The following is a 24,237-nucleotide window of genomic DNA, read 5'->3' as shown; positions in this document are numbered from 1 at the left end:
CGGTTCAGTGCTCGGTCGCCGCCTGTTCCACGAGCGGGATGATCCGCAGCGGAACCGGGTTCTCCATGACGATCGCCGTGGAGGCCCGGACGATGCCATCAAAACCGACAACCCGGTCGATCACACGTTGGAGATCGGCGTTCGAGCGGGCCACCAGCCGGCAGAGCATGTCCCCGCTGCCGGTGGTCGTGTGCAGCTCCAGGACCTCGGGCACGGTCGCCAAGTGGGCCCGTACATCCGCGCCTTGCCCCTGTCGGATCTGGAGCGTGGCGAACGCCGTGACCGGATATCCGAGCGCCGTCGGGTCGACCTGCGGACCGAAGCCCCGGATGACTCCGTTCGACTGAAGGCGGTCCAGCCGGGCCTGCACCGTTCCCCGCGCGACCCCGAGCCGCCGCGACATCTCCAGCACCCCGATGCGCGGCTCCTTCGCCAGCAGCACCAGCAGCCGCCCGTCCAGATGATCGATCGCCATGCGGACCTCCGAGATGGTCATCATGTACAGAAAGTCCGCCGCCACCGGCCTTTTGCTGCACACATTGTTCAGTCGATACGCGAACTATTGCGCACCTTGCGGAACGGAGGGAGCCTGCGGCCATGACGCAGACCACACACCACACTCCCGACACCGCCCGGCAGGCCGACCCCTTCCCGGTCAAGGGAATGGACGCGGTCGTCTTCGCCGTCGGCAACGCCAAGCAGGCCGCGCACTACTACTCCACGGCCTTCGGCATGCGGCTCGTCGCCTACTCCGGACCGGAGAACGGCAGCCGCGAGACGGCGTCGTACGTCCTCGAGAACGGCTCGGCGCGCTTCGTCCTCACGTCCGTGATCAAGCCCGCCACCACCTGGGGCCACTTCCTGGCCGAGCACGTGGCGGAGCACGGCGACGGCGTCGTCGACCTCGCCATCGAGGTCCCGGACGCGCGCGCCGCGTACGCGTACGCCGTCGAGCACGGCGCCCGCTCGATCGCCGAGCCGTACGAGCTCAAGGACGAGAACGGCACGGTCGTCCTCGCCGCGATCGCCACGTACGGCAAGACCCGCCACACGCTCGTGGAGCGGACCGGCTACGACGGCCCCTACCTGCCCGGGTACGTGGCCGCCGCGCCGATCGTCGAGCCGCCGGCCCAGCGCACCTTCCAGGCCATCGACCACTGCGTCGGCAACGTCGAGCTCGGCCGGATGAACGAGTGGGTCGGCTTCTACAACAAGGTCATGGGCTTCACGAACATGAAGGAGTTCGTGGGCGACGACATCGCGACCGAGTACAGCGCGCTGATGTCGAAGGTCGTCGCCGACGGCACGCTCAAGGTCAAGTTCCCGATCAACGAGCCCGCCATCGCCAAGAAGAAGTCCCAGATCGACGAGTACCTGGAGTTCTACGGCGGCGCGGGCGTCCAGCACATCGCCCTGAACACGAACGACATCGTCGCGACCGTACGCACCATGCGCGCGGCCGGTGTCCAGTTCCTCGACACCCCCGACTCGTACTACGACACGCTCGGCGAGTGGGCCGGCGACACCCGCGTCCCCGTCGACACCCTGCGCGAGCTGAAGATCCTCGTCGACCGCGACGAGGACGGCTATCTGCTCCAGATCTTCACCAAGCCGGTCCAGGACCGTCCGACCGTCTTCTTCGAGATGATCGAGCGCCACGGCTCGATGGGCTTCGGCAAGGGCAACTTCAAGGCCCTGTTCGAGGCGATCGAGCGCGAGCAGGAGAAGCGCGGCAACCTCTGACCCCGTACAACGGGCAAGTCCTGAGGGCCGGTTGGGCCTCGCGTGTCCGGTGGACGCCCCGGCGGCGTCCAACGGACACGTCTGTTCCGGCGGTCACCGAAGACGCGTGCCGCGGCGTCCCACCGCGCCGCGGAAGGCCTCGGAGCGGACGCCCGGGGCGGCTCCGGCGCGGCCGGCGAGTCACCCCGGACGGGGAGAGCCGGGCCGGGGTGGCGACGACGATCCCGCCGCCCCCGCCGCGCCCGTCGTCCCCGCCGATTCCTCGGACTGCCCGGACCGCCCGGACCGCTCCGAGTCCCCGGCGTCCCCGGACTCCTCGGAACCGTCCGGCTTCTCCGACGGCTCCGGCAGGCCCTTCGCGGGTGGCTCGCCCAGCGCCGCCAGGGCCTCCCGGGCCGCGGGAGCCAGCAGCGGCGAGAAATTCGGGTTGATCCGCAACGCCTCGGCGAGGTGACGGCGGGCCGGTCCGGACCGCCCCAGGTCCCGCTCGATCTGCCCCCGGTGATACGCGTACAACGCGCTCCGCACCTCGCCCCCGTGCTCCTTGTCCATGGCCCGCTCGGCGAACTTCAGCGCCGCCGCGTCGTCCCCGGCGCGGTGCAGCGCCCAGCCCAGAGCGTCCGCCACCGCGATGCCGGGGTGCCGCTGCCACTCCGTGCGCAGCGCTCGCACCGCGGCCTGCGGATCACCGTGGTCCGCCTCGAACACCCCGAGGATCAGCTCGTCGTCCACACCCGCGGCGGCATCGCGCTGCACCAGCTCCCGCACCAGGTCGTACTGCACGCGCGCGGCCCCGCCGAGCCTCAGCTTCTCGTACAGCTCGCCCAGCTCCAGCGCGTAACGCGGCGCGGGCCGCTTGGCGAGCGCCGCCCGGTACGCGCGCAGCGCCTCCGAGGTGCGCCCGAGCGCCGCCAGCGCGCGCCCCTGCCCGGCGAGCGCGCCGTGCTCGTCGGCGTCGGTGTTCACCGCGGCCCGGTAGTAGTCCAGCGACTCCCGGAGGTCGCCGCGTTCCCACGCGAGGTCACCGGCCTGCTGGAGGAACACCGCCCGCTCGGACGGGGTCGCCGCACCCGCCGCCGCGTCCGAGATCGCCGCCGCGGCGTCCTCACGCCGGCCGCGGTCCCGGTACACGCGCGACGCCACAGCCCGTGCCGCCGGCCCGGAACGCAGGGCGAGCAGCTTGTCGAGGGCCCTGAGCGTGGCCTTGTGGTCACCGAGCCCGGTGTACGCGTCGATGAGCGACGGATACGTCGTCCACCGCTTCGGCGCCAGCTTCACCGCCGCCTCGCCCCACTCCTTCGCGGCCCGGAAGTCACGTCGCGCGGCGGCCAGACCGGCGAGACCGTCCAGCGCCTCCGCATTGGCCTTCGGCCGCACCCGCAGCGAGGTGCGCAGCGCCTTCTCGGCCTTCGGGTAGTACGCGGCCGCCGCCGCCGTCCGCCGCGCCTGCTCCGTGTACGCGACGCCGAGCACCGCCCACGCCCGGTCGTCGCGCGGATGCGCCCGCAGATGGCCCTCGTGGTCGTCGATGAGGGCCTCGAGATCGGGCAGCGCGGCCGGCACCCCGGAGCCCACGGCGGTCACCGCCCGGGCCACCGGACCCGGGGCGGGCCGCGCCGCCCCGTCCCGCCCCAGCGAGGGCAGCAGCACCAGCAGGCCGCCGAGCACGGCGCAGCCGGCGACCGCGCCGATCAGCGCCCGCCGGCCGAGCGGGGAGCGGCGCGGACCGGAGGGCTCCGGGGACTGCGGGCCGGCGGGCTCCCCGGGCCCGGACCCGGCGGGCACCGGCTGTCGCTGTTCGATCTCCATGCCGCTCACTGTGCGTCAATACGAAGACCGCACCCCGGCAGGCCAAGCCTCGCGCGGATGGGGTTCACACCGATGGCCCCGAGTGCGACGCTGTGATCATGAGCCGTATCGAAGCCCCGCGCGACGAAGCGACCGGCAACCTTCTGGACCGTCTGCGCAGCGGCCTGCCGGACGAGGCCGTCCTCACCGACCCGGACGTCACGGCCTCCTACGCCAACGACATGGCGAGCTTCTGCGAGGCAGGCACGCCCTCCGTGGTCGTCCTGCCGCGCACCGTCGAGCAGGTCCAGCACATCATGCGCGTCGCGACCGAACTGCGTGTCCCGGTCGTCCCGCAGGGCGCCCGCACCGGCCTGTCCGGAGCGGCGAACGCCTCCGACGGCTGCGTCGTGCTGTCCCTGGTGAAGATGGACCGCATCCTGGAGATCAATCCGGTCGACCGCATCGCCGTCGTCGAACCCGGCGTCATCAACGCCGCGCTCTCCCGCGCCGTGGGCGAGCACGGCCTGTACTACCCGCCGGACCCCTCCAGCTGGGAGACGTGCACCATCGGCGGCAACATCGGCACGGCCTCCGGCGGTCTGTGCTGCGTGAAGTACGGGGTGACGGCCGAGTACGTCCTCGGCCTGGACGTCGTCCTCGCCGACGGGCGTCTGATGTCCACCGGGCGCCGCACCGCCAAGGGCGTCGCCGGATACGACCTCACCCGCCTCTTCGTGGGCTCCGAGGGCTCGCTCGGCATCGTCGTACGGGCGATCCTGGCGCTGCGCCCGCAGCCGCCCCAACAGCTGGTCCTGGCAGCCGAGTTCGGGTCGGCGCGGGCCGCGTGCGACGCCGTCTGCCGGATCATGGAGGGCGGCCATGTGCCGTCCCTCCTCGAACTGATGGACCGTACGACCGTCAAGGCCGTCAACGACCTCGCGCACATGGGCCTCCCGGAGACCACCGAGGCGCTCCTGCTCGCCGCCTTCGACACCCACGACCCGGTGGCGGACCTCGCCGCGGTGGGCGCGCTCTGCGAGGCCGCGGGCGCGACACAGGTGGTGCCGGCCGAGGACGCGGCCGAGTCCGAACTCCTCCTCCAGGCGCGGCGGTTGTCGCTCACCGCACTCGAGGCGGTCAAGGGCACCACGATGATCGACGACGTGTGCGTGCCGCGCTCCCGGCTCGGCGACATGCTCGACGGCATCGAGCGCGTCGCCGAGAAGTACGCCCTGACCATCGGCGTCTGCGCGCACGCGGGCGACGGCAACACGCACCCCACCGTCTGCTTCGACGCGACCGACCCCGACGAGTCCCGGCGGGCCCGCGAGTCCTTCGACGAGATCATGGCCCTCGGCCTGGAACTCGGCGGCACGATCACCGGCGAGCACGGCGTGGGCGTCCTGAAGAAGGAGTGGCTGGCCCGCGAGATCGGCCCGGTGGGCGTGGAGATGCAGCGGGCGATCAAGGCGGCGTTCGACCCGCTGGGCATCCTGAACCCGGGCAAGCTGTTCTGAGACTCCAGGGCCGCCCACCGGCTCCAGGGCTACTCACCGTCCGCGGACTCGTCCGACGGCCACGGGTCGCGCAGCCACAGGTCGTCGGGCGACGGGGATCCCCCCTGATCCAGCGAGGGCGAGAGCCGCGGGGACGGCGCGAGCAGCTCGGCCAGGCCGGCGTCGATGCCGAGCTGATCGGCCTCGGAGCCCGGGGGGACCGCCCTGAGCGTGCGCTCCAGCCAGGCCGAGATCTGTGTGGTCGGCGCTTCGAGCAGCGCGTCGCCGTCCGGCGAGCTCAGCGCCATCAGGACGACGCCCCGTCCGGCGACCTTCGTCGGCCACACCCGCACATCGCCGTGGCCGCACGGCCGGAACACCCCCTCGACGAGCAGTTCACGGGCGAAGGTCCAGTTGACGGGATGGTCGGAGCCGATGTGGAAGGTGATGTGGACGGCGTACGGGTCGTCGGTGCGGTAACTGAGGCGCGCCGGCACAGGGATGCTGCGCTCGGGCGACAGGACGAGGTTGAGCTCCAACTCGCGTTCCACCACGGTGTGCATGTCGATGCGCTTCCTTTCGTCGTACGGGCTCCTGTGGGCGCGCCCGTACGAGTGGAGAGCGCCTCGCGGCGGAACCATTACGCGGGTTCGGAGAATTCTTTCGGGTCTGTTCCGTCCCTCCTTCGGGCACACCGCGCACAGCCTCGGAAGTCCGCTCGCAAGAGGGGGCGGAACCTTGCCCGAAAGGGGTGGGTACCGCGGGACCGGCCGTGACGCGTGCGCCGGTCTGGTAGATGTGGACCCTCAATCAGACCCCCGAGCAGATACGGGACGACGGACATGAGCGCCCCAACCCCGGCCCCCGGTGACGACAGGCCCCGCGAAGGGTATTACCCGGATCCCTCCATTCCTGGATATGTCCGGTACTGGAACGGTGCCGCCTGGGTGCCGGGCACGAGCCGCCCGGCGCCGTCGGGCGGCGAGGCGCTCGCCCCGCCGGCCGGCGCCCGCCCCGCGCATGTGCCCGCTCCGACGACCTCCCCCGAGTTCTCGGCGGCCCGCGGACAGGGCGGCGCCCCCGCGGCGGAGGAGACGGGCCCGCACTTCTTCGACGAGGATCCGCAGCCCCGCCGCGCCACCCCGGCCGAGGCCCAGCACGGCAGCCGGCCCGAGCCCGCCGCCGCGTGGGGCGCAGACCGCTCCCAGCAGTCCGGCTTCGGCGGCGACCAGGACCGCCGGGTGTCCTGGGGGGCGCCGCCGCCGCAGGGACCCGACCCGCGCGTCGCGCGCGCGGCGCAGCCCGCCGACGCGGTGAGCCGGCCCGACGGGGCGGCGTCGCGCACGGACGGTACGGCGACGATCCCGCCCACCGACCCCGCCGACGCCGGCGGCCCCCGGCCCCCGGCGTCCGGAGGGCCCGTGGTCTTCCGCCGCCCCACGGGACCGGTGCCGCCCACGGGATCGGAGAGCGCGGCGGAAGCGGGCGGTACGGGAGGTGTGAGCGGTACGGGCGACGCGGGTTCGGGCGGAGCCGACGGCCGGAGCGGGGCCGGGGTCGCCGTGGGTGCCGGGGTGTCCGGCGCCGGACACCCCACCGCCACCCCGGGCGCCCAGAACCCCGTCCCTTCCGGGGGCGCCCCGGATTTCCCTGCGCTCTCCCCGCGCACGGAGCAGCAGAGCGGGGCGCGCGGCGGGGGCACGGGTCCGGCGGCGGCTTCGCCGGGCGCACCCGCCACGTCCGGTGCGTCGGCGGCGACCGGTCCGTCCGCCGCGTCGGCCGGAGGCGGCTTCGGAGCCGGGCAGGCAGCCCAGGCGCCGGCTGGCCAGGCGTCCGCCGCGCAGGCGCAGGCCGCTCCCGCTCCCGCCGTCCCCCAGCAGTCCGGCGGCTCCACGCCCATGGCTTCCGGAGTCGGCGGTGGCCAGCCCTCCTGGGCCCAGCAGGTGCACCGGCTCGCGGGTGACCCGGCCGAGGAGGGGCAGCGGGTCCCGCCGTGGAAGCCGCCGGTCGACGACGTGTTCCAGGCGGCCGCTCGCCGGCACTCGGCGGCCCGTCCGGCCGGCCTCGGCCGACGGCTGGCCGCCCGGCTGGTGGACACCGTCGTCCTCGCCGGTTTCACTGCGGCGGCCGCCGTGCCGCTTGGCGCCAGGGCGGTCGACCACATCAACGAGAAGATCGACGCGGCCGAACTGTCGGGCGAGAAGGTCACCGTCTGGCTGCTCGACGGAACGACCGCCACCTGTTTCGGCGTCATCCTCGCCGCACTGCTCCTCTTCGGTGTCCTCTACGACGTTCTGCCCACCGCCAAGTGGGGCCGCACACTGGGCAAGAAGCTGTGCGGCGTCGAGGTGCGCGACATAGAGGGTCACGAACCGCCGGCCTTCGGACGGGCCCTGGGCCGCTGGCTCGTCTACAGCGTTCCGGGTCTCCTGCTCGTCGGAGTCGTCGGTGTCCTGTGGTGCCTGTTCGACAAGCCCTGGCGTCAGTGCTGGCACGACAAGGCGGCCCACACGTTCGTGGCGGCCTCGGAGCGGTAATCCCGTCCCCCGGACGGCCCTTCGCCGGATGCGGATGCGGGGGGTTCGCGGTCGACTCGGGCCATGAGCAGCGAACCGCCGCCCCCGGGCCCCGGCCAGCCACCGGACGACGACCCGTTCAAGAAGAAGCCCCCGCCCGCCGAGGGCGGGGGTTCCCCGTACGACCCGCCGCCCCCCGGCGGTCAGACCCCTCCCTACGGCAGTCAGCCGCCCCCGTTCGGCGGTCAGTCACCCCCGTCCGGAGGCGGCGGCCCCTACGGCGGGGGCGGTGACCCCTACGGCGGCGGCGGTCCGTACGGCGGCGATCCGCTCGCCGGGATGCCGCCGCTCGCGGAGAGCGGGAAGCGGGTGCTGGCCAGGATCCTGGACATGATCCTGGTGGGCATCGTGGTGTGGCTGCTGTCCTGGGCGTTCGGGGTCACCGAGTTCAACGTGGACTCGGACAAGATCGAGTACGGCAAGGGGTTCGGGCAGTCCCTGGTGGCCGCGGTGCTCTACGTCGCCTACGACACCGTGATGATCAGCAAGTCCGGCCAGACCCTCGGCAAGAGACTGTTCAACCACCGGGTCGCCAACCTCGACAACGGCTCGACACCCTCCGTGCAGACCTCCCTGGTCCGTGCCCTGGTCCTGTGGATCCCGTTCGCGTTCTGCTGCGCCTGCGTCTGGACGGCGATCGCGGGTGGCTGGAGCTTCTTCGACAAGCCCTACAAGCAGGGCCTGCACGACAAGGCGGCCAAGACGGTCGTGGTCGACTCCAGAGGATGACCGGCCAGGCGGCGACGGCGCACGGACGAATGGCGGGCCCGTGATGCACGGACCCGCCCTTGGTGCACGAGGTCGGAGCGATGCGTGCGCCGAGGTCGCGGCGTCCTGGGTGCCGGCAGTCCACCGGTCCGAAAGGGCACTGGGGGCCGCAGGCTCGCGTGCGCGGCTTCAGGGACCCGCGGGTTCGCGTACCGGCTCGGGTGCGGAGGAGACGGAGACGGACGCGGTCTCGAACCGCACCGGTACCCGCTCGCGGACGAGGGGAGCGGGGGCGGACGGCGCGGGCTTCGGCAGCGGGACCGTCATGGCCACGAGCAGCCCGAGAGCGAGCGCCGAGAGGGTGATCAGCACGATCCCCAGGCTCGAACTCGTCTGTGACAGCAGCAGCATGGCGAGAGTGGAGAAGATCACGGTGCAGGAACCGTAGACGAGCTGTGCGGCGGTCGGACGAGGCATGGCAATCGTGTCCTCGGATGGGGGTTCTCCCCCCGGGGCCTCTCGCGATGGGGGAGGGTGCGGATAGAAATCGGGGGTGAGACAACGGTGTCGACTTGGCTTTTCGCCGACTTCCGACGCTTCGCCAATCGACTCTATTCGCCTGCATGCCCGACTGGAACGACCGGTAAGCGTGACCTTACCCACGGTGCCGGTGCACAGGGGGCGCACGGAGTCATCGCGTCCATCAAGTGGACGTTCGAGCGCGCCCGTTGAGAGGTTTCGGCGGTGTCCGGATAGCGAACGGAGGCTCCGCATAATGCACTTGCCAGGTTCAAGTCAAGATCTGTTTTTTCTTTGGTAACTCGGGTCAAATGTCGTCACTTGAATCACGCGTAGCGCGCGCGGACCTCCATGACCCGGAACCCCCTCCGCGCGAACGTGCGCGGGGGAGGACATCAAGTGACCAACAGACCATGGACGTTCAGAGCGGCCGCGGTGGGCGTAGCCCTCGCGGCGGCCACCGCCACGTTCTCGACGTACGCCGTGGCGCAGGCCGACTCGGCCGCCGCATCACCGGTCGTGGACCGCCACGACCCGCAGCCGGTCAAGAACACGGTCGACCACGACCTCGACGGCCCGCTGAGCAAGACGCAGAACGCCCAGCGCCAAGAGGCGCTGAACCAGGTCATATCCGGCGACGCCAAGGTGCAGAAGCGCCACGGTTCGCAGGTCGTCCAGCTGAAGAGCAAGAAGGGCGACAGCAAGTACGTCGAGCTGGGCCGCGAGAAGACCGACAAGATCTTCACGATCCTGGTCGAGTTCGGCGACAAGACGGACCCGAAGTACGGCGGCACCGCCGGTCCGCAGCACAACAAGATCGCCAAGCCGGACCGCAAGAAGGACAACAGCACGGCCTGGCAGGCGGATTACAACCAGAAGCACTTCCAGGACCTCTACTTCGGCACCGGCAAGAACGTCGAGTCGATGAAGAAGTTCTACGAGGCGCAGTCGTCGGGCCGCTACTCGGTGGACGGCAAGGTCGCCGACTGGGTCAAGGTCCCCTACAACGAGGCCCGTTACGGCAACAACGCCTGCGGCTCCACGAACTGCCCGAGCGTGTGGAACGTCGTCAGCGACGGCGTCACCGCCTGGGTCGCCCAGCAGAAGGCGGCCGGCAAGTCCGACGCGGCCGTCAAGGCGGACCTGGCGAACTTCGACCAGTGGGACCGCTACGACTTCGACGGCGACGGCAACTTCAACGAGCCCGACGGCTACATCGACCACTTCCAGATCGTGCACGCCGGTGAGGACGAGTCCGCGGGCGGCGGTGTTCAGGGCGAGGACGCCATCTGGGCCCACCGCTGGTACGCGTTCGGCACCGACGCGGGCGCCACGGGTCCGGGCGACAACAAGCTCGGCGGCGCCCAGATCGGCGACACCGGCATCTGGGTCGGCGACTACACCATCCAGCCGGAGAACGGCGGACTCGGCGTCTTCGCCCACGAGTACGGCCACGACCTCGGTCTGCCGGACCACTACGACACCGCCGGCGGCGACAACTCCACCGGCTTCTGGACCCTGATGTCCTCGGGTTCCTGGCTCGGCAGGGGCAAGGACTCCATCGGTGACCTCCCCGGCGACTTCAACGCCTGGGACAAGCTCCAGCTGGGCTGGCTGAACTACGACACGGCCAAGGCCGGCAAGCAGTCCACGCACAAGCTGGGTGTCGCCGAGTACAACACCTGGAACAAGCAGGCGCTCGTCGTCACGCTGCCGGAGAAGGCGGTCACGACCACGGTCGTCACTCCCGCGCAGGGCTCGACCCAGTGGTGGAGCGGCAGCGGTGACAACCTGAAGAACACGCTGACCCGTTCCGTGGACCTCACGGGCAAGTCGTCGGCGAAGCTGACCCTCGACGGCTGGTACGACATCGAGGCGAACTACGACTACCTCTACACCGAGGTATCGACCGACGGCGGCGCCAACTGGACCGCTCTCGACGGCACGGTGGACGGCGCCGCCATCCCGCGCGACGGCAGCGACAAGCCCGTCCTCACCGGTACGGTCGACGCGTACAAGAAGCTCGTGTACCCGCTCGACGCCTACGCGGGCAAGAAGATCGACCTCCGCTTCCGCTACCAGAGCGACGGCGGTGTGGCGCTGAAGGGCTTCGCGGCCGACGAGATCAGCGTCACCGCGGACGGCGCCGCGCTCTTCTCGGACAACGCCGAGACGGCCGACGCCGCTTGGACCGCGAACGGCTTCTCCCGCATCGGCGCCTCCTTCACCAAGGACTACGCGCAGTACTACCTCGCGGAGAACCGCCAGTACGTCTCGTACGACAAGACCCTCAAGGTCGGCCCGTACAACTTCGGCTTCTCGACGACCCGTCCGGACTGGGTGGAGCACTACGCCTACCAGAACGGCCTGTTGATCTGGAAGTGGGACACCTCGCAGGCGGACAACAACACCAGCCAGCACCCGGGTGTCGGCCTCGCGCTTCCGGTCGACGCGCACTCGAAGGCCCTGTGGTGGGAGAACGGCACGCTGATGCGCAACCGCATCCAGGCCTACGACTCCACGTTCAGCCTGTACCGCACGGACGGCATCACGCTGCACAGCGCTGACGTCGCCCAGAAGATCGCGTCGAAGAAGGGGGTGTCGGTCTTCAACGACCACACCAGCGACTACTACGACAACAGGAACCCGACCGGCGGTGTCAAGATCACTGACACCAACACCAAGATCCAGATCGTCAAGGAGGCCAAGGACGGCTCGACGATCTCGCTCAAGGTCGGCCCCGCAGTGAAGTAGTCAGCATTTCCGCAGGTCAGAAGCGTATCGGCGGCAACCCTCTGGCGGGTTGCCGCCGATCGTGTTTAGGTGCGTCCTGTGTCCGGCTTATTGACAACGACTCGCACGGGGGTGTGACCGCATGGCCGCAGGAGGTTTCTGCAGATTGCCGAACGGCAGCGTCGTGGTGGCGCTGAACCTGCCCAGTCCGGCAGCTTCCGGCGCCGGCTGCGTGCGGTTCCTGGTCGTCGCCCAGAACCGTGCCCGAGCCCTGACGCGCCTGCGCAATCTGGGCCTGCGTGCCGTCTACCTGCGGGGCAACGCGGCCCCGCCCACACCCGACGAGATCACCGCGGTCCTGCACCACCCCGACGGGCTCATATGGCGCACGGCCCCCGACAGCGGTGTCCCCGAGCTCACCCAGGAGCTGTGGCACCCGATCAGATCGCTGCTGAGACGTCCGGCTCCGCAGGCGTGACACCGCGGACGGGACTGGACCGGAACGACTGTGACGTCCCGTGACTCCGTGTGACGACGGGGCTAGACCACGGGCTTTCCCGTGAGTTCCACCCCGGCCGTGCGCAGCTCTTCCAGCGCGCGTTCCGTCGTCTCCTCCGCCACTCCGGCCGTCAGGTCGAGCAGGACGGTCGTGCGGAAGCCCTGTTCCGCCGCGTCCAGGGCGGTCGCCCGTACGCAGTGGTCGGTCGCGATGCCGACCACGTCGACCTCGCCGATCCCGCGGGCGCGCAGCCAGTCGCCCAGCGGCATCCCGTTCTCGTCGGCGCCCTCGAAGCCGCTGTACGCCGCCGCGTAGGCGCCCTTGTCGAAGACGGCGTCGATCGCGCCGGAGGCGACGGCCGGGGCGAAGTTCGGGTGGAATCCCACCCCTTCGGTACCGGCCACGCAGTGCGCGGGCCAGGAGTGCACGTAGTCGGGGTTGTCGGCGAAGTGGCCCCCGGGGGCGATGTGGAGGTCGCGGGTGGCGACGACATGCCGGTAGCCGGCGGGGGCCTGTCCGATCAGCTCCGTGATGGCGGCGGCCACATCGGCGCCTCCGGACACCGCGAGGCTGCCTCCCTCGCAGAAGTCGTTCTGCACGTCTACGACGATCAAGGCGCGGCGCATGGGCGGTGTCCTTCGGCTATGGGTGCGGCAGACAAGGGTGCGGGCCCGGCCGTTGAACTTCCGAGCCTAGAGACTTCGAGGGCGGTGCGGGAGGGGGTATTCGGCTTCCACGGCCCGCGGGGGCACGCTGCCGTTGCATTCCCGCTCACCGGAGGTTCATGCGCGGCGCCACTCCCGCCCCGCCCGCCTCCAGCGCCTCCCACACCTCCCGCGCCTCAGACGTATTCGGTGGGAAGCACCGGTTCGCCGCGCGACAGCTGTGTCGCCGACAGCGGCAGCCGGGCGAGGGCCTCCGCGTGCCGGTCGCGTACGGCGTCGAGCGGCTCGCGGGACAGGACCTGTCCGCCCTTGATCAGCTGGACCAGGAGCTGCTGGTCGGCCAGCTCGCCGGGCACCGGCCCGACGCCGATCACCTCGGCCTCCGCGACCCCGTGCTCGTCCAGGCGCCGCGCGGCCCACTTGCGGCCGCCGATGGACGTCTTCCCGCCGGTGGACTTCTTGGCCACCGGCACCATCGGCGCCTTCGGGTCGGCCGACTCGGCGCGGGCGACCAGTTTGTAGACCATCGAGCAGGTCGGGTGGCCGGATCCCGTCACCAGCTGGGTGCCGACGCCGTACGCGTCCACGGGCGCCGCCGCCAGCGAGGCGATGGCGTACTCGTCGAGGTCGGAGGTCACGACGATCTTCGTCCCGGTCGCGCCCAGCTCGTCCAGCTGCTGGCGCACCCGGTGGGCGACGAGCAGCAGGTCACCGGAGTCGATGCGCACCGCGCCGAGCTCGGTCCCGGCGACCTCGACGGCCGTGCGGACCGCCTCGGTGACGTCGTAGGTGTCCACGAGCAGCGTGGTGCCCCGGCCGAGCGAGTCCACCTGGGCCTGGAAGGCGTCCCGCTCGTGGTCGTGCAGGAGGGTGAAGGCGTGCGCGGAGGTGCCCACGGTCGGGATGCCGTAGCGGAAACCGGCGGCCAGGTCGGAGGTGGTGGTGAAGCCGCCGACGTACGCGGCCCGCGAGGCGGCCACCGCGGCCAGCTCGTGGGTGCGCCGGGCGCCCATCTCGATCAGCGGCCGCCCGCCCGCGGCGGAGGCCATCCGGGAGGCGGCCGCCGCGATGGCGGAGTCGTGGTTGAGGATCGACAGGATCACCGTCTCCAGGAGCACGCACTCCGCGAAGCTGCCCTCGACCCGCAGGACGGGAGAGCCGGGGAAGTACACCTCGCCCTCGGGGTAGCCCCAGATGTCCCCGTTGAAGCGGTACGAGGCGAGCCACTGAAGGGTCGGCTCGTCCACGATCCCGCGCTCGCGCAGAAAGCCGACGAGGTCCGGGTCGAACCGGAAGTTCTCCACCGCGTCGAGGACACGTCCGGTGCCCGCGACGACTCCGTAGCGCCGCCCCTCGGGCAGCCGCCGGGTGAAGACCTCGAAGACCGAGCGCCGCTCGGCCGTTCCGGCCGCGAGCGCGGCCTGCAGCATCGTCAGCTCGTACTGGTCGGTGAAGAGCGCCGTGGAGGGAACGCCCACCCGTCTCCCGCCACCACCCTTCCGGGGAAGCGCTTCGCGCCCTTCTTGTTCCGGCAGCCCAAGGTCCGCTGTGTTCATGGCAGGGATCGTACCCCCATCTCGTCACTTTGACGATTTCCAGGGGATCCGGAGATTCCCGGGGGAGTCGCCCCCCTTTTCGGGGGTCCGTTTGTGCGGGTGACCCCCTCTGGTGGCAGCATGGGCGATGTGACGGCTCCCGCACCTCTAGAGATCGAGAAGACCGAGTCGGCGGAGGAGGTCTTCGCCGTACCCGAGCCGGACGTCCCCTGGGTCACGATCGTCCACAACGACCCGGTCAACCTCATGAGCTATGTGACGTATGTCTTCCAGACGTACTTCGGCTACCCCAAGGACAAGGCCACCAAGCTGATGATGGACGTCCACCACAAGGGCCGGGCCGTCGTTTCCAGCGGCACGCGCGAGGAGATGGAGCGCGACGTGCAGGCCATGCACGGCTACGGTCTGTGGGCCACCCTTCAGCAGGACCGGAAGTAGCCGGACCCCTGTCACCCACCCGCGAGCAGGACCGGAAGTAGCGAACTCACTCCATGCCTGGACACTTCGAACCGCTCCCCGGCGGCGGCGCGGCCGTCGCGCTCGACGAGGTCGAGATCTCCATCATCCGCTCCCTCGCCGTCCAGCTCCTGGAGCTCATCGGTCCCGGCCCCGCGGAGAACGCCGCCGCCGACCCGCTCGCCGAGCTGTTCGCGGAGGGCCCCAGCGAACCGCCGAGCGACCCGGTGCTCCTGCGCCTGTTCCCCGACGCCTACAGCGGCCCCGACGTCGAGGCCGCCTCGCCCGAACAGGCCGAGGAGCAGCGAGCCCACTCCGCGGAGTTCCGCCGGTTCACCGAGAACGACCTGCGCGCCGGCAAGCGCGAGAACGCCCTCACGATGATCCGCTCGCTGGACGGTCTGACGCCCGGCGGGGACGGCGGAGCGGTCCTCAAGCTGACCACCGCGCAGTCCGAGCAGTGGCTGCGCGCCCTGAACGACCTGCGGCTCGCGATCGGCTCCCGGCTCGACGTCGTCGACGAGGAGGACACCGACCTCCTCTACCGCCTCCCGGACGAGGACCCGCGCAAGCCGATGGTGATGGCGTACCTCTGGCTGGGCGGACTCCAGGAGACCCTGGTCGAAACCCTTATGCCCTGAACTGTCAGGACATAACACCTCGAGTGTTCGCTCAACGGACGCTCAAATCCGGATAACGATCGCGTCACCGTAACCGCGCCCTATGGGGCGCGGTTCGACATTTTGTCCGGTTCTTCCTGTGGTCTGCGCAACACGACGCTCAACCGATCAATGTCGCCGCCGTGATAGATCTTCACGACCGCCCGACAGGACACCACCCATGTTCTGCCGGGTGCGCCACCGAGCCGGCGGACCGCCGGCCAGGCAACGGCTCCACCTGTCCGGGGGGATCGGAAACCGGTCCGAAGCCAAGGGACTGGCTCGGAACGGCTTGGAGAAAGGCGCACCACACATGACCTCATCGCAGGTCGACAAGCAGTACGACGGCAGTGAGGCCGTGGGCGGCGACGCCCCCGAAGAGGGATACGAGCGCGGGCTCGGCAGCCGCCAGGTCCAGATGATCGCGATCGGCGGCGCCATCGGCGTCGGCCTGTTCCTGAACGCCGGGGCCAACATCGCCAAGGCGGGACCCAGCCTCATCCTCATGTACGCCCTCGCGGGCGTGATCATCTTCTTCATCATGCGGGCGCTCGGCGAGCTGCTGCTCTACCGCCCGGTCTCGGGCTCCTTCGCGGACTACTCCCGCGAGTTCCTCGGCCCGTTCTTCGGCTACTTCACCGGCTGGACGTACTGGCTGATGTGGGTGGTCACCGGCATGGCCGAGCTCACGGCCGCCGCGATCTACATCAACTACTGGTTCCCGCAGGTACCCCAATGGGTGACGGCCCTGGTCTTCCTGGTCGTCCTGTTCGTGGCGAACCTGATCTCGGTGAAGCTCTTCGGCGAGATCGAGTTCTGGTTCTCGATGGTCAAGGTCACCGCCCTGATCGGCATGATCGTGATCGGCCTCGGCGTCCTCACCTTCGGCTTCAGCTCCGCCGGTGACACCGCCTCCGTCACCAACCTCTGGCAGTTCGACGGCTTCTTCCCCAAGGGCATCGGCTCGTCCCTGATGACTCTCCAGGGCGTCATGTTCGCCTACCTCGCCGTCGAGCTCGTCGGCGTCACGGCGGGCGAGTCCAAGAACCCCGAGAAGACGCTCCCCAAGGCCATCAACACCCTCCCCTGGCGTATCGCCCTCTTCTACGTCGGCGCCCTCACGGTCATCCTCTCGGTCGTGAAGTGGACCGAGTTCGGGGCGGGTGCGAGCCCCTTCGTGGTCGCCTTCGCCAAGATCGGCATCCCGGCCGGCGCGGCCACCGTCAACTTCGTCGTCCTCACCGCCGCCCTGTCCTCCTGCAACTCGGGCATGTACTCCACGGGCCGCATGCTGCGGAACCTGGCCGACAGCGGCGAGGCCCCGAAGGTCTTCAACAAGCTGTCGTCGACCAAGACGCCCGCGTTCGGCATCACGATCTCCGTGCTCTTCATGGGCATCGGCGTGATCCTCAACTACGTCGTCCCCGACAAGGCCTTCGGATACGTCACCTCGGTGGCCACCGCGGCCGGCATCTGGACCTGGCTGATGATCCTCGTCAGCCACATCCTCTACCGCCGCGCGGTCGACGCCGGCCGGCTGCCGGCCTCGTCCTTCCCGGCCCCGGGCGGCGCGAAGTGCAGCTGGGTCGCGGTCGTGTTCCTTCTCTTCGTCACCGGCCTGATCGCGTACGACCCCGAGTCCCGCATCTGCCTGTACGTGATGGCCGTCTGGGCCGCCGCCCTGGCCATCGGCTGGGCGATCCTCAAGACCCGCAACCCGCAGGTCACCGAACGTCGCGAGCCGGAGTTCGAGACCGTCGGCTGACCGCCCCCACGGACGTCCGGCCGCTTCGGCCACCGCTCAGGACGTCCGGCATTCGGGCCGTCCCGTACCACACCTCGGTACGGGACGGCCCTTCTGTCTATCCTGACCAGCATGCTGACCATCACCGAGGCCCTGTTCGACCAGATCGTCGCGCACGCGCGCCAGGACCACCCCGACGAGGCGTGCGGCGTCGTCGCGGGGCCCACGGGCACCGACCGCCCCGAGCGGTTCATCCCGATGCTGAACGCGGCCCGTTCGCCCACGTTCTACGAGTTCGACTCCGGCGACCTGCTGAAGCTGTACCGCGAGATGGACGACCGCGACGAGGAGCCCGTCGTCATCTACCACTCGCACACCGCGACCGAGGCCTACCCCTCCCGCACCGACCTCTCCTACGCGAACGAGCCGGGCGCGCACTACGTGCTGGTCTCCACGGCGGACACGGACGACGCCGGCCCCTTCCAGTTCCGCTCGTACCGCATCGTGGAGGGCGAGGTCACGGAGGAGGAGGTCAAGGTCGTGGAGAGCTACTGATCTCACGCATCGACCAAAAAGCGTCCGAAATGCGAGATCACACCCCGGGACCCGTACCGGGAATCGATACGATGAGCCCATGGTTTCCCACGACGTGAGCGAAAAGACGCCGGGCACGCTGCTCGTGGCGCGGCTGCACGTCGACCTGTGCAGGCTGCAGAGCGCCATCTGTACGCGCTGACCTGCCGCCGCCGTACGGCCGAGAGCCGCGGCACCGCAACCGGCGCACCCCCTGCCTTGCCCGCGCTGCCGCGCGTCTTCCGACCTGACTTTCCTTCCGACAGGAGCCCGCAACCATGGCCATCGAGGTCCGCATCCCCACCATCCTCCGCACCTACACGAACGGCGAGAAGGCCGTCGAGGGCGGCGGGGCGACCCTTGCCGATCTGTTCACCGACCTCGACACCCGGCACGCGGGCATCCGGGACCGGATCGTGGACGGCGGAGAGCTGCGCCGCTTCGTCAACGTCTACCTCAACGACGAGGACGTCCGCTTCCTCGACGGCATCAACACCAAGCTGACCGACGGCGACAGCGTCACGATCCTGCCGGCCGTCGCCGGTGGCATGGCCTGATCGGCCGCTGGTCCCCATGCGCTACGACTCCCCGCTCGCCGCGGTGGGCAACACCCCCCTGGTGCGCCTGCCGCGGCTCTCGCCGTCCGCGGACGTCCGTATCTGGGCGAAGCTGGAGGACCGCAACCCGACCGGTTCGGTCAAGGACCGGCCGGCCCTCCACATGATCGAGCAGGCGGAGAAGGACGGCCGTCTGACGCCGGGCTGCACGATCCTGGAGCCGACCAGCGGCAACACCGGCATCTCGCTGGCCATGGCGGCGAAGCTCAAGGGCTACCGCATGGTCTGCGTGATGCCCGAGAACACCTCGCAGGAACGCCGTGAGCTGCTCGGCATGTGGGGCGCCGAGATCATTCCCAGCCCGGCCGCCGGCGGTTCCAACACCGCCGTCCGCCTCGCCAAGGAACTCTCCGCGCAGCACCCGGACTGGGTGATGCTCTACCAGTACGGCAACCCGGACAACGCCGGCGCCCACTACGCCACGACGGGTCCGGAGATCCTCGCCGACCTCCCGTCCATCACCCACTTCGTGGCGGGCCTCGGCACCACGGGCACCCTCATGGGCGTCGGACGCTTCCTGCGCGAGAACAAGCCGGACGTCAAGATCGTCGCCGCGGAGCCGCGCTACGACGACCTGGTCTACGGGCTCAGGAACCTGGACGAGGGCTTCGTACCGGAGCTGTACGACGCCTCGGTCCTCACCTCCCGCTTCTCCGTCGGCTCGGCGGACGCGGTCACCCGCACCCGGGAACTTCTCCAGCAGGAGGGCATCTTCGCGGGCGTCTCCACCGGGGCCGCGCTGCACGCCGCGATCGGCGTCGGCAACAAGGCCCTCAAGGCCGGCGAGTCCGCCGACATCGCGTTCGTGGTCGCGGACGGCGGCTGGAAGTACCTGTCGACGGGCGTCTACACGGCGGCGACGACGGAAGAGGCGATCGAGACGCTGCAGGGACAGCTCTGGGCGTAGCGCCCCGGTGACCCGGGCGGAGGGCGTGAGGGCCGAAGGACGGCCCTCACGCCCTCCGCCGTCTTCCGAGGAGTAGCCACCGCTCCGGTGCGTGCCGCCCCGGAGCGGCGGGCCGGGTGCGGACTCGGCTCGGCGGCCTCAGCCCGCCAGGTAGCGGACCTGGTCCCACAGGACCGGGTCCACCACGCCGACCCGCCGGCGGAAGTCGTCCACCGGTACCTCGCGCAGCTCGTCCGTCTCCAGGAAGCTCGGCCGTCCATGGGCGTCCCCCACGGCTCCGGGGGGCAGCGGGATCACCCCGGGCCGCTCGTCGTGGTACTTGCTGGTGATCTTCGCGACGATGACCCGTTTCCCGCGCACCACCAGCACCAGACAGGGTCGGTCCTTGGCCCCCGGCCCGTCCTCGTAGGGGACGTTCGCCCACCAGATCTCCGACGCCTGCGGAAGCCGCTCGCCGCGCCGGGTTCCGCCCCGGCGGGGTCCGCGGGGCCGGCTCGGCGGACGTGTCCGCCCGGCCGGCCGGCGCCCGCGGCGCCCCCAGCCGTCCACCAGCGTCGCGACCAGCGCGAGCAGTACCACCGCCGCCAACGCGAGCCACCAGGACGTGTCCATAGCAAAGAAGGTACCGGCGCGCATGTGCCCCCGCCCGCCCTGCGGCGATCCTCGGTGCCCCAAGGTCCATCCGAACCGGTGACAGCACAGGTGAGTTCGCCCACAACAGCCCCTGGCGGAGGAGCGACCGGCCCTTTTGCGCCTTACGCTCGATGGACCGCACGACTCCCGTTTTTGTATCTGCAACCGAGTACCCGCACCCCGCATCCACTCTCTGCACTTCCTGCCAGCGCGGAGGTTCCAGCTCTTATGAAGCTCACCGTCGTCGGCTGCTCGGGGTCGTTCCCGTCCGCGGAATCGGCCTGCTCGAGCTACCTCGTAGAGGCCGACGGCTTCCGGCTGCTTCTCGACATGGGCAACGGTGCCCTGGGCGAGCTGCAGCGCCACTGCGGTCTCTACGACCTCGACGCGATCTTCCTCAGCCATCTGCACGCCGACCACTGCATCGACATGTGCGCGTACTTCGTCGCGCGCTACTACCGTCACGACGGCGGCCGCGCCGACCCGCTCCCCGTCTACGGACCCGAGGGGACGGAGCATCGCCTGACCACGGCCTACGCCGACACGCCGTCCGCCTCCTCGATGAGCGAGGTCTTCGACTTCCACACCGTCAAGCCGGGCACGTTCGAGGTCGGCCCGTTCACCGTGCACACGGAGCGGGTGCGCCACCCCGTCGAGGCGTACGGCATCCGGGTGGAACACGGCGGAAGGTCCCTGACGTACTCCGGGGACACCGGGGTGACCGAGAGCCTGGACGAACTCGCCCGCGACACGGACCTGTTCCTGTGCGAGGCCGCGTTCACCCACGGCAAGGAGGACATCCCCGACCTCCACCTCACCGGCCGGGAGGCCGGCGAGACCGCCGCCCGCGCCGGCGCCCGCCGCCTCGTCCTCACCCACATCCCCCCGTGGACGGACCCCCGGACCAACCTGGCGGACGCCCGCTCGGCGTACACGGGCCCGGTGGAACTGGCGGTACCCCGGGCGACGTACGAGATCTGACACCGACCGCGCACACGAAGGCCCCCGGAACCAGGTGGTTCCGGGGGCCTTCGGCCGTATGGAGGGACGCTCACGCCTTCGTGAGGTCCTCGATCTCCTCCTCGGGCTCACGGCCCGGGGTGGCGAGGTTGAACTTGATGATCGCGAAGCGGAAGACCACGTAGTAGATCACCGCGAAGACCAGGCCGATCGGGATGATCATCCAGGGCTTGGTGGCCAGGTTCCAGTTCAGGAAGTAGTCGATCGCACCGGCCGAGAAGCTGAAGCCGTGGTGCACGCCCAGGGCCCAGGTGATGGCCATCGACAGGGCGGTCAGGACCGCGTGGATCACGTACAGGACCGGCGCGATGAACATGAACGCGAACTCGATCGGCTCGGTGATGCCCGTGACGAACGAGGTGAGCGCGAGCGACATCATCATGCCGCCGACGACCTTGCGGCGCTCCGGGCGGGCGGTGTGCGTGATCGCCAGGGCGGCGGCGGGCAGCGCGAACATCATGATGGGGAAGAAGCCGGTCATGAACTGCCCGGCGGTCGGGTCGCCGTGGAAGAACCGCGGCAGGTCGCCGTGCCACAGGGCGCCCGTGGAGTCCTTGTACGAGCCGATCTCCTGCCAGGCCACCGTGTTGACGAACTGGTGCATGCCGACCGGGAGCAGCGCGCGGTTGATCGCGCCGAAGATGCCCGCGCCGACGGCGCCGAGGCCGGTCATCCACTCACCGAAGTTGGTGATGACGTCGCCGATGGGCTCCCAGACGAGGCCGAAGAAGACGCCGACGGCGGTGCCGATGAAGGCCATCAGGATCGGGACCAGACGGCGGCCGTTGAAGAAGCCGAGCCAGTCGGGCAGCTTGGTGCGGTGGAACCGCTGCCAAGTGACGGCGGCTATCAGGCCCATGATGATGCCGCCGAAGACCTTCGGGTCGTTGTACGTCGCGGCGACGTCCGCGCCCTTGGTCACCTTGGCGTCGGTGATCGGGAACGCGGTCAGCACGTTCTTGTAGACCAGGAAGCCGACGAGCGCCGCCAGTGCCGTGGAGCCGTCGGCCTTCTTGGCGAAGCCGATGGCGATGCCGACGCAGAACAGCAGCGGCAGGTTGCTGAACACGGCGTCACCGGCGGTCATGAACACGGCCGCGACCTTGTTCCAGCCGAGGCCGTCCTTGCCGAACACGTCGTCCTGGCCGAGGCGGAGCAGAATGCCCGCCGCCGGCAGCACGGCGATCGGCAGCTGCAGGCTGCGGCCGACCTTCTGCAGGCCCTGGAACAGGCCGGATCCCCGCTTCTTCGCGGGTGCCGCCGATGCGGTGGCGGTGCTCATAGTTCCTCCATGTGCTGGCGCTGCCGGGGGACGGGAAAGGCGAAACAGGGGGTGGGCAGCACCGCGTGGTCTACACCACTCAGTGGTGTAGACCTGTTCTAGCACGGTGAAGGCTGGATAAGGAACCCACGAATTTTGTGGCCTCGGCCATAACGGGAACAAGCGGTTCCGGTCATGCCGAAGGGCCCCCGGACCGACAGGTCCGGGGGCCCTTCTCGAAGCGGCCTCCGCCGTGGAGGCCAGAGCGGGCCTCCACGGCAGAAGCCGCTGTCCTGGCGCGGAGCGCTACGCCTTGGTGGTGTCCTCGACGTCCTCCTCGGGCTCCCGCCCCGGCGTCTTCAGATCGAACTTCGTGATCGCGAACCGGAAGATCGCGTAATACACCACGGCGAAGCACAGCCCGATCGGCACGATCGCCCAGGGCCTGGTCGCCAGATTCCAGTTGATGACGTAGTCGATCAGACCGGCGGAGAAACTGAAGCCGTCGTGCACGCCCAGCCCCCATGTCACCGCCATCGAAACGCCGGTGAGCACCGCGTGCACCGCGAAGAGCAGCGGCGCGATGAACAGGAACGAATACTCGATCGGCTCGGTGATGCCCGTGACGAACGAGGTCAGCGCGACCGAGAGCATCAGACCGCCCACCTCCTTGCGGCGATGCGGCTTCGCACAGTGCGCGATCGCAAGCGCCGCCGCCGGCAGCGCGAACATCATGATCGGGAAGAAGCCCGAGGTGAACTGCCCCGCGTTCGGGTCGCCCGCCAGGAACATGTTGATGTCACCGTGCACGACCTCGCCGTCGGGCTTGGTGTAGCTGCCGAACTGGAACCAGATGGGCACGTTCAGGAACTGGTGCAGACCGATCACCAGCAGCGCGCGGTTGGCCAGGCCGAACACACCCGCACCCCACGCCCCCAGCCCGACCAGCCAGTCGGAGAAGTTCTCCAGCGCGTCACCGATCGGCGGCCACACCCACACACACAGAGACGCGAACGCGATCGCCACGAACGCCATGATGATCGGCACCAGACGGCGGCCGTTGAAGAAGCCGAGCCAGTCCACCAGCTTCGTCCGGTGAAAACGCTGCCAGAAGTACGCCGACAGCAGCCCGATGACGATGCCGCCGAAGACCCCCGGATTCTGGTAGGTGAACTCCACGACGGAGTCGTCCTCCAGCCGGCACCCCAGCTTGACCACGGCACTCCCGGACGGACAGTCCTCCGGGAACGCCCGCAGCACGCTGTAATAGACGAGGAAGCCCACGACCGCCGCGAGCGCCGTGGAACCGTCCGACTTCTTCGCCATGCCGATGGCCACGCCGACGCAGAACAGCATCGGCAGCCCGAGCTGACCGTCCAGCAGCGCGCCGCCCGCCGCGCCCATCACCTTGGAGATGTTGTCCCAGCCGAGCCCGTCCGCGCCGAACACGTCCGGCTGGCCCAGCCGGTTGAGGATGCCGGCGGCCGGCAGCACGGCGATCGGCAACTGCAGGCTGCGGCCCATCTTCTGCAGGCCCTGGAAGGCCTTGTTCCAGCGGGCACGCGCGGGTGGGACGGCGCTGACGGCACTCATGGGCGTCCTCCGGGCCAGGCCGGTTTGGCGACCGCATGGAGACTGGTGTAGACCAGTTGCGACGCGTCGCTCTGTCGTGATCGCCATCATTCGGCACCCATGACACGACCGCTCGCGAAGATGGGCCAACTGTGGGTTACTGCGACAAAGCGGTTCTGATCAGGGAGTAGGACATGGCCACGAAGGCTGAGAAGATCGTCGCCGGGCTCGGCGGCATCGAGAACATCGAAGAGGTCGAAGGCTGCATCACCCGGCTCCGCACCGAGGTCGCCAACCCGGACCTGGTGAACGAGGCCGCCCTGAAAGCCGCAGGCGCACACGGAGTCGTCAGGATGGGCACCGCCATCCAGGTCGTCATCGGCACGGACGCGGACCCCATCGCGGGCGAGATCGAAGACATGATGTGAGCGACGGGACGCACTGAAGCCACCCGGCCCCCCACGGGCCACGGACCGCTCCAGGAGCTCCGGCTCACCCTTGAGGGGCTG

Annotated in this window: 24 protein-coding genes; 15 read left to right on the top strand and 9 right to left on the bottom strand. The window is 70.0% G+C overall.

Features of this window, described 5'->3' with window-relative positions; all coding sequences use genetic code 11:
- Positions 1-4: 4 nt before the first annotated feature.
- Positions 5-475, bottom strand: coding sequence for an Lrp/AsnC family transcriptional regulator (locus ACWD68_RS06960; RefSeq protein ID WP_266765705.1), 471 nt, complete (start codon positions 473-475; stop codon positions 5-7).
- Positions 476-597: 122 nt separating this feature from the next.
- Here ACWD68_RS06960 and hppD point away from each other — a divergent pair, with 122 nt between their 5' ends.
- On the top strand, positions 598-1,743 hold the full coding sequence (gene hppD, locus ACWD68_RS06955; RefSeq protein WP_451805432.1) for a 4-hydroxyphenylpyruvate dioxygenase: 1,146 nt from the start codon (positions 598-600) through the stop codon (positions 1,741-1,743).
- 180 nt (positions 1,744-1,923) lie between these two features.
- On the opposite strand, the gene ACWD68_RS06950 is transcribed toward hppD, so the two are convergent.
- A complete protein-coding gene (locus tag ACWD68_RS06950; RefSeq protein ID WP_451805431.1) occupies positions 1,924-3,552 on the bottom strand; it encodes a tetratricopeptide repeat protein in 1,629 nt (542 codons plus the stop codon).
- Between the two features lie 92 nt (positions 3,553-3,644).
- Here ACWD68_RS06950 and ACWD68_RS06945 point away from each other — a divergent pair, with 92 nt between their 5' ends.
- Positions 3,645-5,051 carry an FAD-binding oxidoreductase gene (locus ACWD68_RS06945; protein ID WP_451805430.1) on the top strand — a complete coding sequence of 469 codons (1,407 nt, stop codon included), beginning with the start codon at positions 3,645-3,647 and terminating at the stop codon, positions 5,049-5,051.
- Positions 5,052-5,080: 29 nt separating this feature from the next.
- On the opposite strand, the gene ACWD68_RS06940 is transcribed toward ACWD68_RS06945, so the two are convergent.
- Positions 5,081-5,593 carry an SsgA family sporulation/cell division regulator gene (locus ACWD68_RS06940; RefSeq protein ID WP_451805429.1) on the bottom strand — a complete coding sequence of 171 codons (513 nt, stop codon included), beginning with the start codon at positions 5,591-5,593 and terminating at the stop codon, positions 5,081-5,083.
- Positions 5,594-5,872: 279 nt separating this feature from the next.
- Between ACWD68_RS06940 and ACWD68_RS06935 the strand changes: the two genes are divergently transcribed.
- Positions 5,873-7,567, top strand: coding sequence for an RDD family protein (locus ACWD68_RS06935; protein WP_451805428.1), 1,695 nt, complete (start codon positions 5,873-5,875; stop codon positions 7,565-7,567).
- A 63-nt stretch (positions 7,568-7,630) separates the two neighbouring features.
- A complete protein-coding gene (locus tag ACWD68_RS06930; RefSeq protein WP_451805427.1) occupies positions 7,631-8,335 on the top strand; it encodes an RDD family protein in 705 nt (234 codons plus the stop codon).
- A 168-nt stretch (positions 8,336-8,503) separates the two neighbouring features.
- On the opposite strand, the gene ACWD68_RS06925 is transcribed toward ACWD68_RS06930, so the two are convergent.
- A complete protein-coding gene (locus tag ACWD68_RS06925; RefSeq protein ID WP_451805426.1) occupies positions 8,504-8,791 on the bottom strand; it encodes a hypothetical protein in 288 nt (95 codons plus the stop codon).
- A gap of 441 nt (positions 8,792-9,232) precedes the next feature.
- Here ACWD68_RS06925 and ACWD68_RS06920 point away from each other — a divergent pair, with 441 nt between their 5' ends.
- Positions 9,233-11,587 (top strand): immune inhibitor A domain-containing protein, encoded by a 2,355-nt coding sequence (locus ACWD68_RS06920; protein WP_451805425.1) that lies wholly within the window; start codon positions 9,233-9,235, stop codon positions 11,585-11,587.
- A gap of 121 nt (positions 11,588-11,708) precedes the next feature.
- A complete protein-coding gene (locus ACWD68_RS06915; RefSeq protein WP_451805424.1) occupies positions 11,709-12,044 on the top strand; it encodes a hypothetical protein in 336 nt (111 codons plus the stop codon).
- A 62-nt stretch (positions 12,045-12,106) separates the two neighbouring features.
- Here ACWD68_RS06915 and ACWD68_RS06910 read toward each other — a convergent pair whose 3' ends face one another.
- Together ACWD68_RS06910 and ACWD68_RS06905 are read right to left on the bottom strand one after the other, a co-directional pair.
- Positions 12,107-12,691, bottom strand: a complete 585-nt coding sequence (locus ACWD68_RS06910) for a nicotinamidase (RefSeq protein WP_451805423.1) — start codon at positions 12,689-12,691, stop codon at positions 12,107-12,109.
- A gap of 215 nt (positions 12,692-12,906) precedes the next feature.
- On the bottom strand, positions 12,907-14,286 hold the full coding sequence (locus tag ACWD68_RS06905; RefSeq protein ID WP_451805422.1) for a nicotinate phosphoribosyltransferase: 1,380 nt from the start codon (positions 14,284-14,286) through the stop codon (positions 12,907-12,909).
- Between the two features lie 120 nt (positions 14,287-14,406).
- On the opposite strand from ACWD68_RS06905, the gene clpS reads away from it, so the two are divergent.
- From clpS to ACWD68_RS06870, 7 genes are all read left to right on the top strand, one after another.
- Positions 14,407-14,724 (top strand): ATP-dependent Clp protease adapter ClpS, encoded by a 318-nt coding sequence (clpS, locus tag ACWD68_RS06900; protein ID WP_451805421.1) that lies wholly within the window; start codon positions 14,407-14,409, stop codon positions 14,722-14,724.
- A 53-nt stretch (positions 14,725-14,777) separates the two neighbouring features.
- Positions 14,778-15,383, top strand: a complete 606-nt coding sequence (locus ACWD68_RS06895) for a DUF2017 domain-containing protein (protein ID WP_451805420.1) — start codon at positions 14,778-14,780, stop codon at positions 15,381-15,383.
- A gap of 331 nt (positions 15,384-15,714) precedes the next feature.
- Entirely contained in the window at positions 15,715-17,166 is a 1,452-nt protein-coding gene (locus ACWD68_RS06890) for an amino acid permease (RefSeq protein ID WP_451805419.1), read from the top strand.
- A 111-nt stretch (positions 17,167-17,277) separates the two neighbouring features.
- Entirely contained in the window at positions 17,278-17,700 is a 423-nt protein-coding gene (locus ACWD68_RS06885) for a Mov34/MPN/PAD-1 family protein (RefSeq protein WP_451805418.1), read from the top strand.
- 79 nt (positions 17,701-17,779) lie between these two features.
- Positions 17,780-17,881, top strand: a complete 102-nt coding sequence (locus tag ACWD68_RS06880; protein WP_451805417.1) for a putative leader peptide — start codon at positions 17,780-17,782, stop codon at positions 17,879-17,881.
- A 115-nt stretch (positions 17,882-17,996) separates the two neighbouring features.
- On the top strand, positions 17,997-18,275 hold the full coding sequence (locus ACWD68_RS06875; RefSeq protein ID WP_451805416.1) for a MoaD/ThiS family protein: 279 nt from the start codon (positions 17,997-17,999) through the stop codon (positions 18,273-18,275).
- Positions 18,276-18,291: 16 nt separating this feature from the next.
- Entirely contained in the window at positions 18,292-19,242 is a 951-nt protein-coding gene (locus ACWD68_RS06870; RefSeq protein ID WP_451805415.1) for a PLP-dependent cysteine synthase family protein, read from the top strand.
- A 138-nt stretch (positions 19,243-19,380) separates the two neighbouring features.
- Here the strand turns inward: ACWD68_RS06870 and ACWD68_RS06865 are convergent, their stop codons facing one another.
- The gene (locus ACWD68_RS06865; protein WP_451805414.1) at positions 19,381-19,854 is read right to left on the bottom strand and encodes a type II toxin-antitoxin system PemK/MazF family toxin; all 474 of its coding nucleotides are present in this window, start codon (positions 19,852-19,854) and stop codon (positions 19,381-19,383) included.
- A gap of 249 nt (positions 19,855-20,103) precedes the next feature.
- On the opposite strand from ACWD68_RS06865, the gene ACWD68_RS06860 reads away from it, so the two are divergent.
- Positions 20,104-20,856, top strand: coding sequence for an MBL fold metallo-hydrolase (locus ACWD68_RS06860; RefSeq protein ID WP_451805413.1), 753 nt, complete (start codon positions 20,104-20,106; stop codon positions 20,854-20,856).
- Between the two features lie 70 nt (positions 20,857-20,926).
- Here ACWD68_RS06860 and ACWD68_RS06855 read toward each other — a convergent pair whose 3' ends face one another.
- Both ACWD68_RS06855 and ACWD68_RS06850 read right to left on the bottom strand, forming a co-directional pair.
- Positions 20,927-22,177, bottom strand: coding sequence for a PTS transporter subunit EIIC (locus ACWD68_RS06855; RefSeq protein ID WP_451805412.1), 1,251 nt, complete (start codon positions 22,175-22,177; stop codon positions 20,927-20,929).
- Positions 22,178-22,462: 285 nt separating this feature from the next.
- On the bottom strand, positions 22,463-23,749 hold the full coding sequence (locus ACWD68_RS06850) for a PTS transporter subunit EIIC (protein WP_451805411.1): 1,287 nt from the start codon (positions 23,747-23,749) through the stop codon (positions 22,463-22,465).
- Between the two features lie 173 nt (positions 23,750-23,922).
- On the opposite strand from ACWD68_RS06850, the gene ACWD68_RS06845 reads away from it, so the two are divergent.
- Positions 23,923-24,156 (top strand): PTS glucose/sucrose transporter subunit IIB, encoded by a 234-nt coding sequence (locus ACWD68_RS06845; protein WP_266759220.1) that lies wholly within the window; start codon positions 23,923-23,925, stop codon positions 24,154-24,156.
- Positions 24,157-24,237 lie beyond the last annotated feature (81 nt).

Source organism: Streptomyces sp. NPDC005141, assembly GCF_053599975.1.
Note: the sequence above shows the minus strand (reverse complement) of the source record. Positions and strands in the feature narration are given on the sequence as shown.

What these genes read in the sequence shown, in the direction of transcription:
- ACWD68_RS06960 (WP_266765705.1), bottom strand. Translation starts at nt 475, where the DNA reads ATGGCGATCGATCATCTGGACGGGCGGCTGCTGGTGCTGCTGGCGAAG.
- hppD (WP_451805432.1), top strand. Translation starts at nt 598, where the DNA reads ATGACGCAGACCACACACCACACTCCCGACACCGCCCGGCAGGCCGAC.
- ACWD68_RS06950 (WP_451805431.1), bottom strand. Translation starts at nt 3,552, where the DNA reads ATGGAGATCGAACAGCGACAGCCGGTGCCCGCCGGGTCCGGGCCCGGG.
- ACWD68_RS06940 (WP_451805429.1), bottom strand. Translation starts at nt 5,593, where the DNA reads ATGCACACCGTGGTGGAACGCGAGTTGGAGCTCAACCTCGTCCTGTCG.
- ACWD68_RS06935 (WP_451805428.1), top strand. Translation starts at nt 5,873, where the DNA reads ATGAGCGCCCCAACCCCGGCCCCCGGTGACGACAGGCCCCGCGAAGGG.
- ACWD68_RS06930 (WP_451805427.1), top strand. Translation starts at nt 7,631, where the DNA reads ATGAGCAGCGAACCGCCGCCCCCGGGCCCCGGCCAGCCACCGGACGAC.
- ACWD68_RS06925 (WP_451805426.1), bottom strand. Translation starts at nt 8,791, where the DNA reads ATGCCTCGTCCGACCGCCGCACAGCTCGTCTACGGTTCCTGCACCGTG.
- ACWD68_RS06915 (WP_451805424.1), top strand. Translation starts at nt 11,709, where the DNA reads ATGGCCGCAGGAGGTTTCTGCAGATTGCCGAACGGCAGCGTCGTGGTG.
- ACWD68_RS06910 (WP_451805423.1), bottom strand. Translation starts at nt 12,691, where the DNA reads ATGCGCCGCGCCTTGATCGTCGTAGACGTGCAGAACGACTTCTGCGAG.
- ACWD68_RS06905 (WP_451805422.1), bottom strand. Translation starts at nt 14,286, where the DNA reads ATGAACACAGCGGACCTTGGGCTGCCGGAACAAGAAGGGCGCGAAGCG.
- clpS (WP_451805421.1), top strand. Translation starts at nt 14,407, where the DNA reads ATGGGCGATGTGACGGCTCCCGCACCTCTAGAGATCGAGAAGACCGAG.
- ACWD68_RS06895 (WP_451805420.1), top strand. Translation starts at nt 14,778, where the DNA reads ATGCCTGGACACTTCGAACCGCTCCCCGGCGGCGGCGCGGCCGTCGCG.
- ACWD68_RS06890 (WP_451805419.1), top strand. Translation starts at nt 15,715, where the DNA reads ATGACCTCATCGCAGGTCGACAAGCAGTACGACGGCAGTGAGGCCGTG.
- ACWD68_RS06885 (WP_451805418.1), top strand. Translation starts at nt 17,278, where the DNA reads ATGCTGACCATCACCGAGGCCCTGTTCGACCAGATCGTCGCGCACGCG.
- ACWD68_RS06880 (WP_451805417.1), top strand. Translation starts at nt 17,780, where the DNA reads ATGGTTTCCCACGACGTGAGCGAAAAGACGCCGGGCACGCTGCTCGTG.
- ACWD68_RS06875 (WP_451805416.1), top strand. Translation starts at nt 17,997, where the DNA reads ATGGCCATCGAGGTCCGCATCCCCACCATCCTCCGCACCTACACGAAC.
- ACWD68_RS06870 (WP_451805415.1), top strand. Translation starts at nt 18,292, where the DNA reads ATGCGCTACGACTCCCCGCTCGCCGCGGTGGGCAACACCCCCCTGGTG.
- ACWD68_RS06865 (WP_451805414.1), bottom strand. Translation starts at nt 19,854, where the DNA reads ATGGACACGTCCTGGTGGCTCGCGTTGGCGGCGGTGGTACTGCTCGCG.
- ACWD68_RS06860 (WP_451805413.1), top strand. Translation starts at nt 20,104, where the DNA reads ATGAAGCTCACCGTCGTCGGCTGCTCGGGGTCGTTCCCGTCCGCGGAA.
- ACWD68_RS06855 (WP_451805412.1), bottom strand. Translation starts at nt 22,177, where the DNA reads ATGAGCACCGCCACCGCATCGGCGGCACCCGCGAAGAAGCGGGGATCC.
- ACWD68_RS06850 (WP_451805411.1), bottom strand. Translation starts at nt 23,749, where the DNA reads ATGAGTGCCGTCAGCGCCGTCCCACCCGCGCGTGCCCGCTGGAACAAG.
- ACWD68_RS06845 (WP_266759220.1), top strand. Translation starts at nt 23,923, where the DNA reads ATGGCCACGAAGGCTGAGAAGATCGTCGCCGGGCTCGGCGGCATCGAG.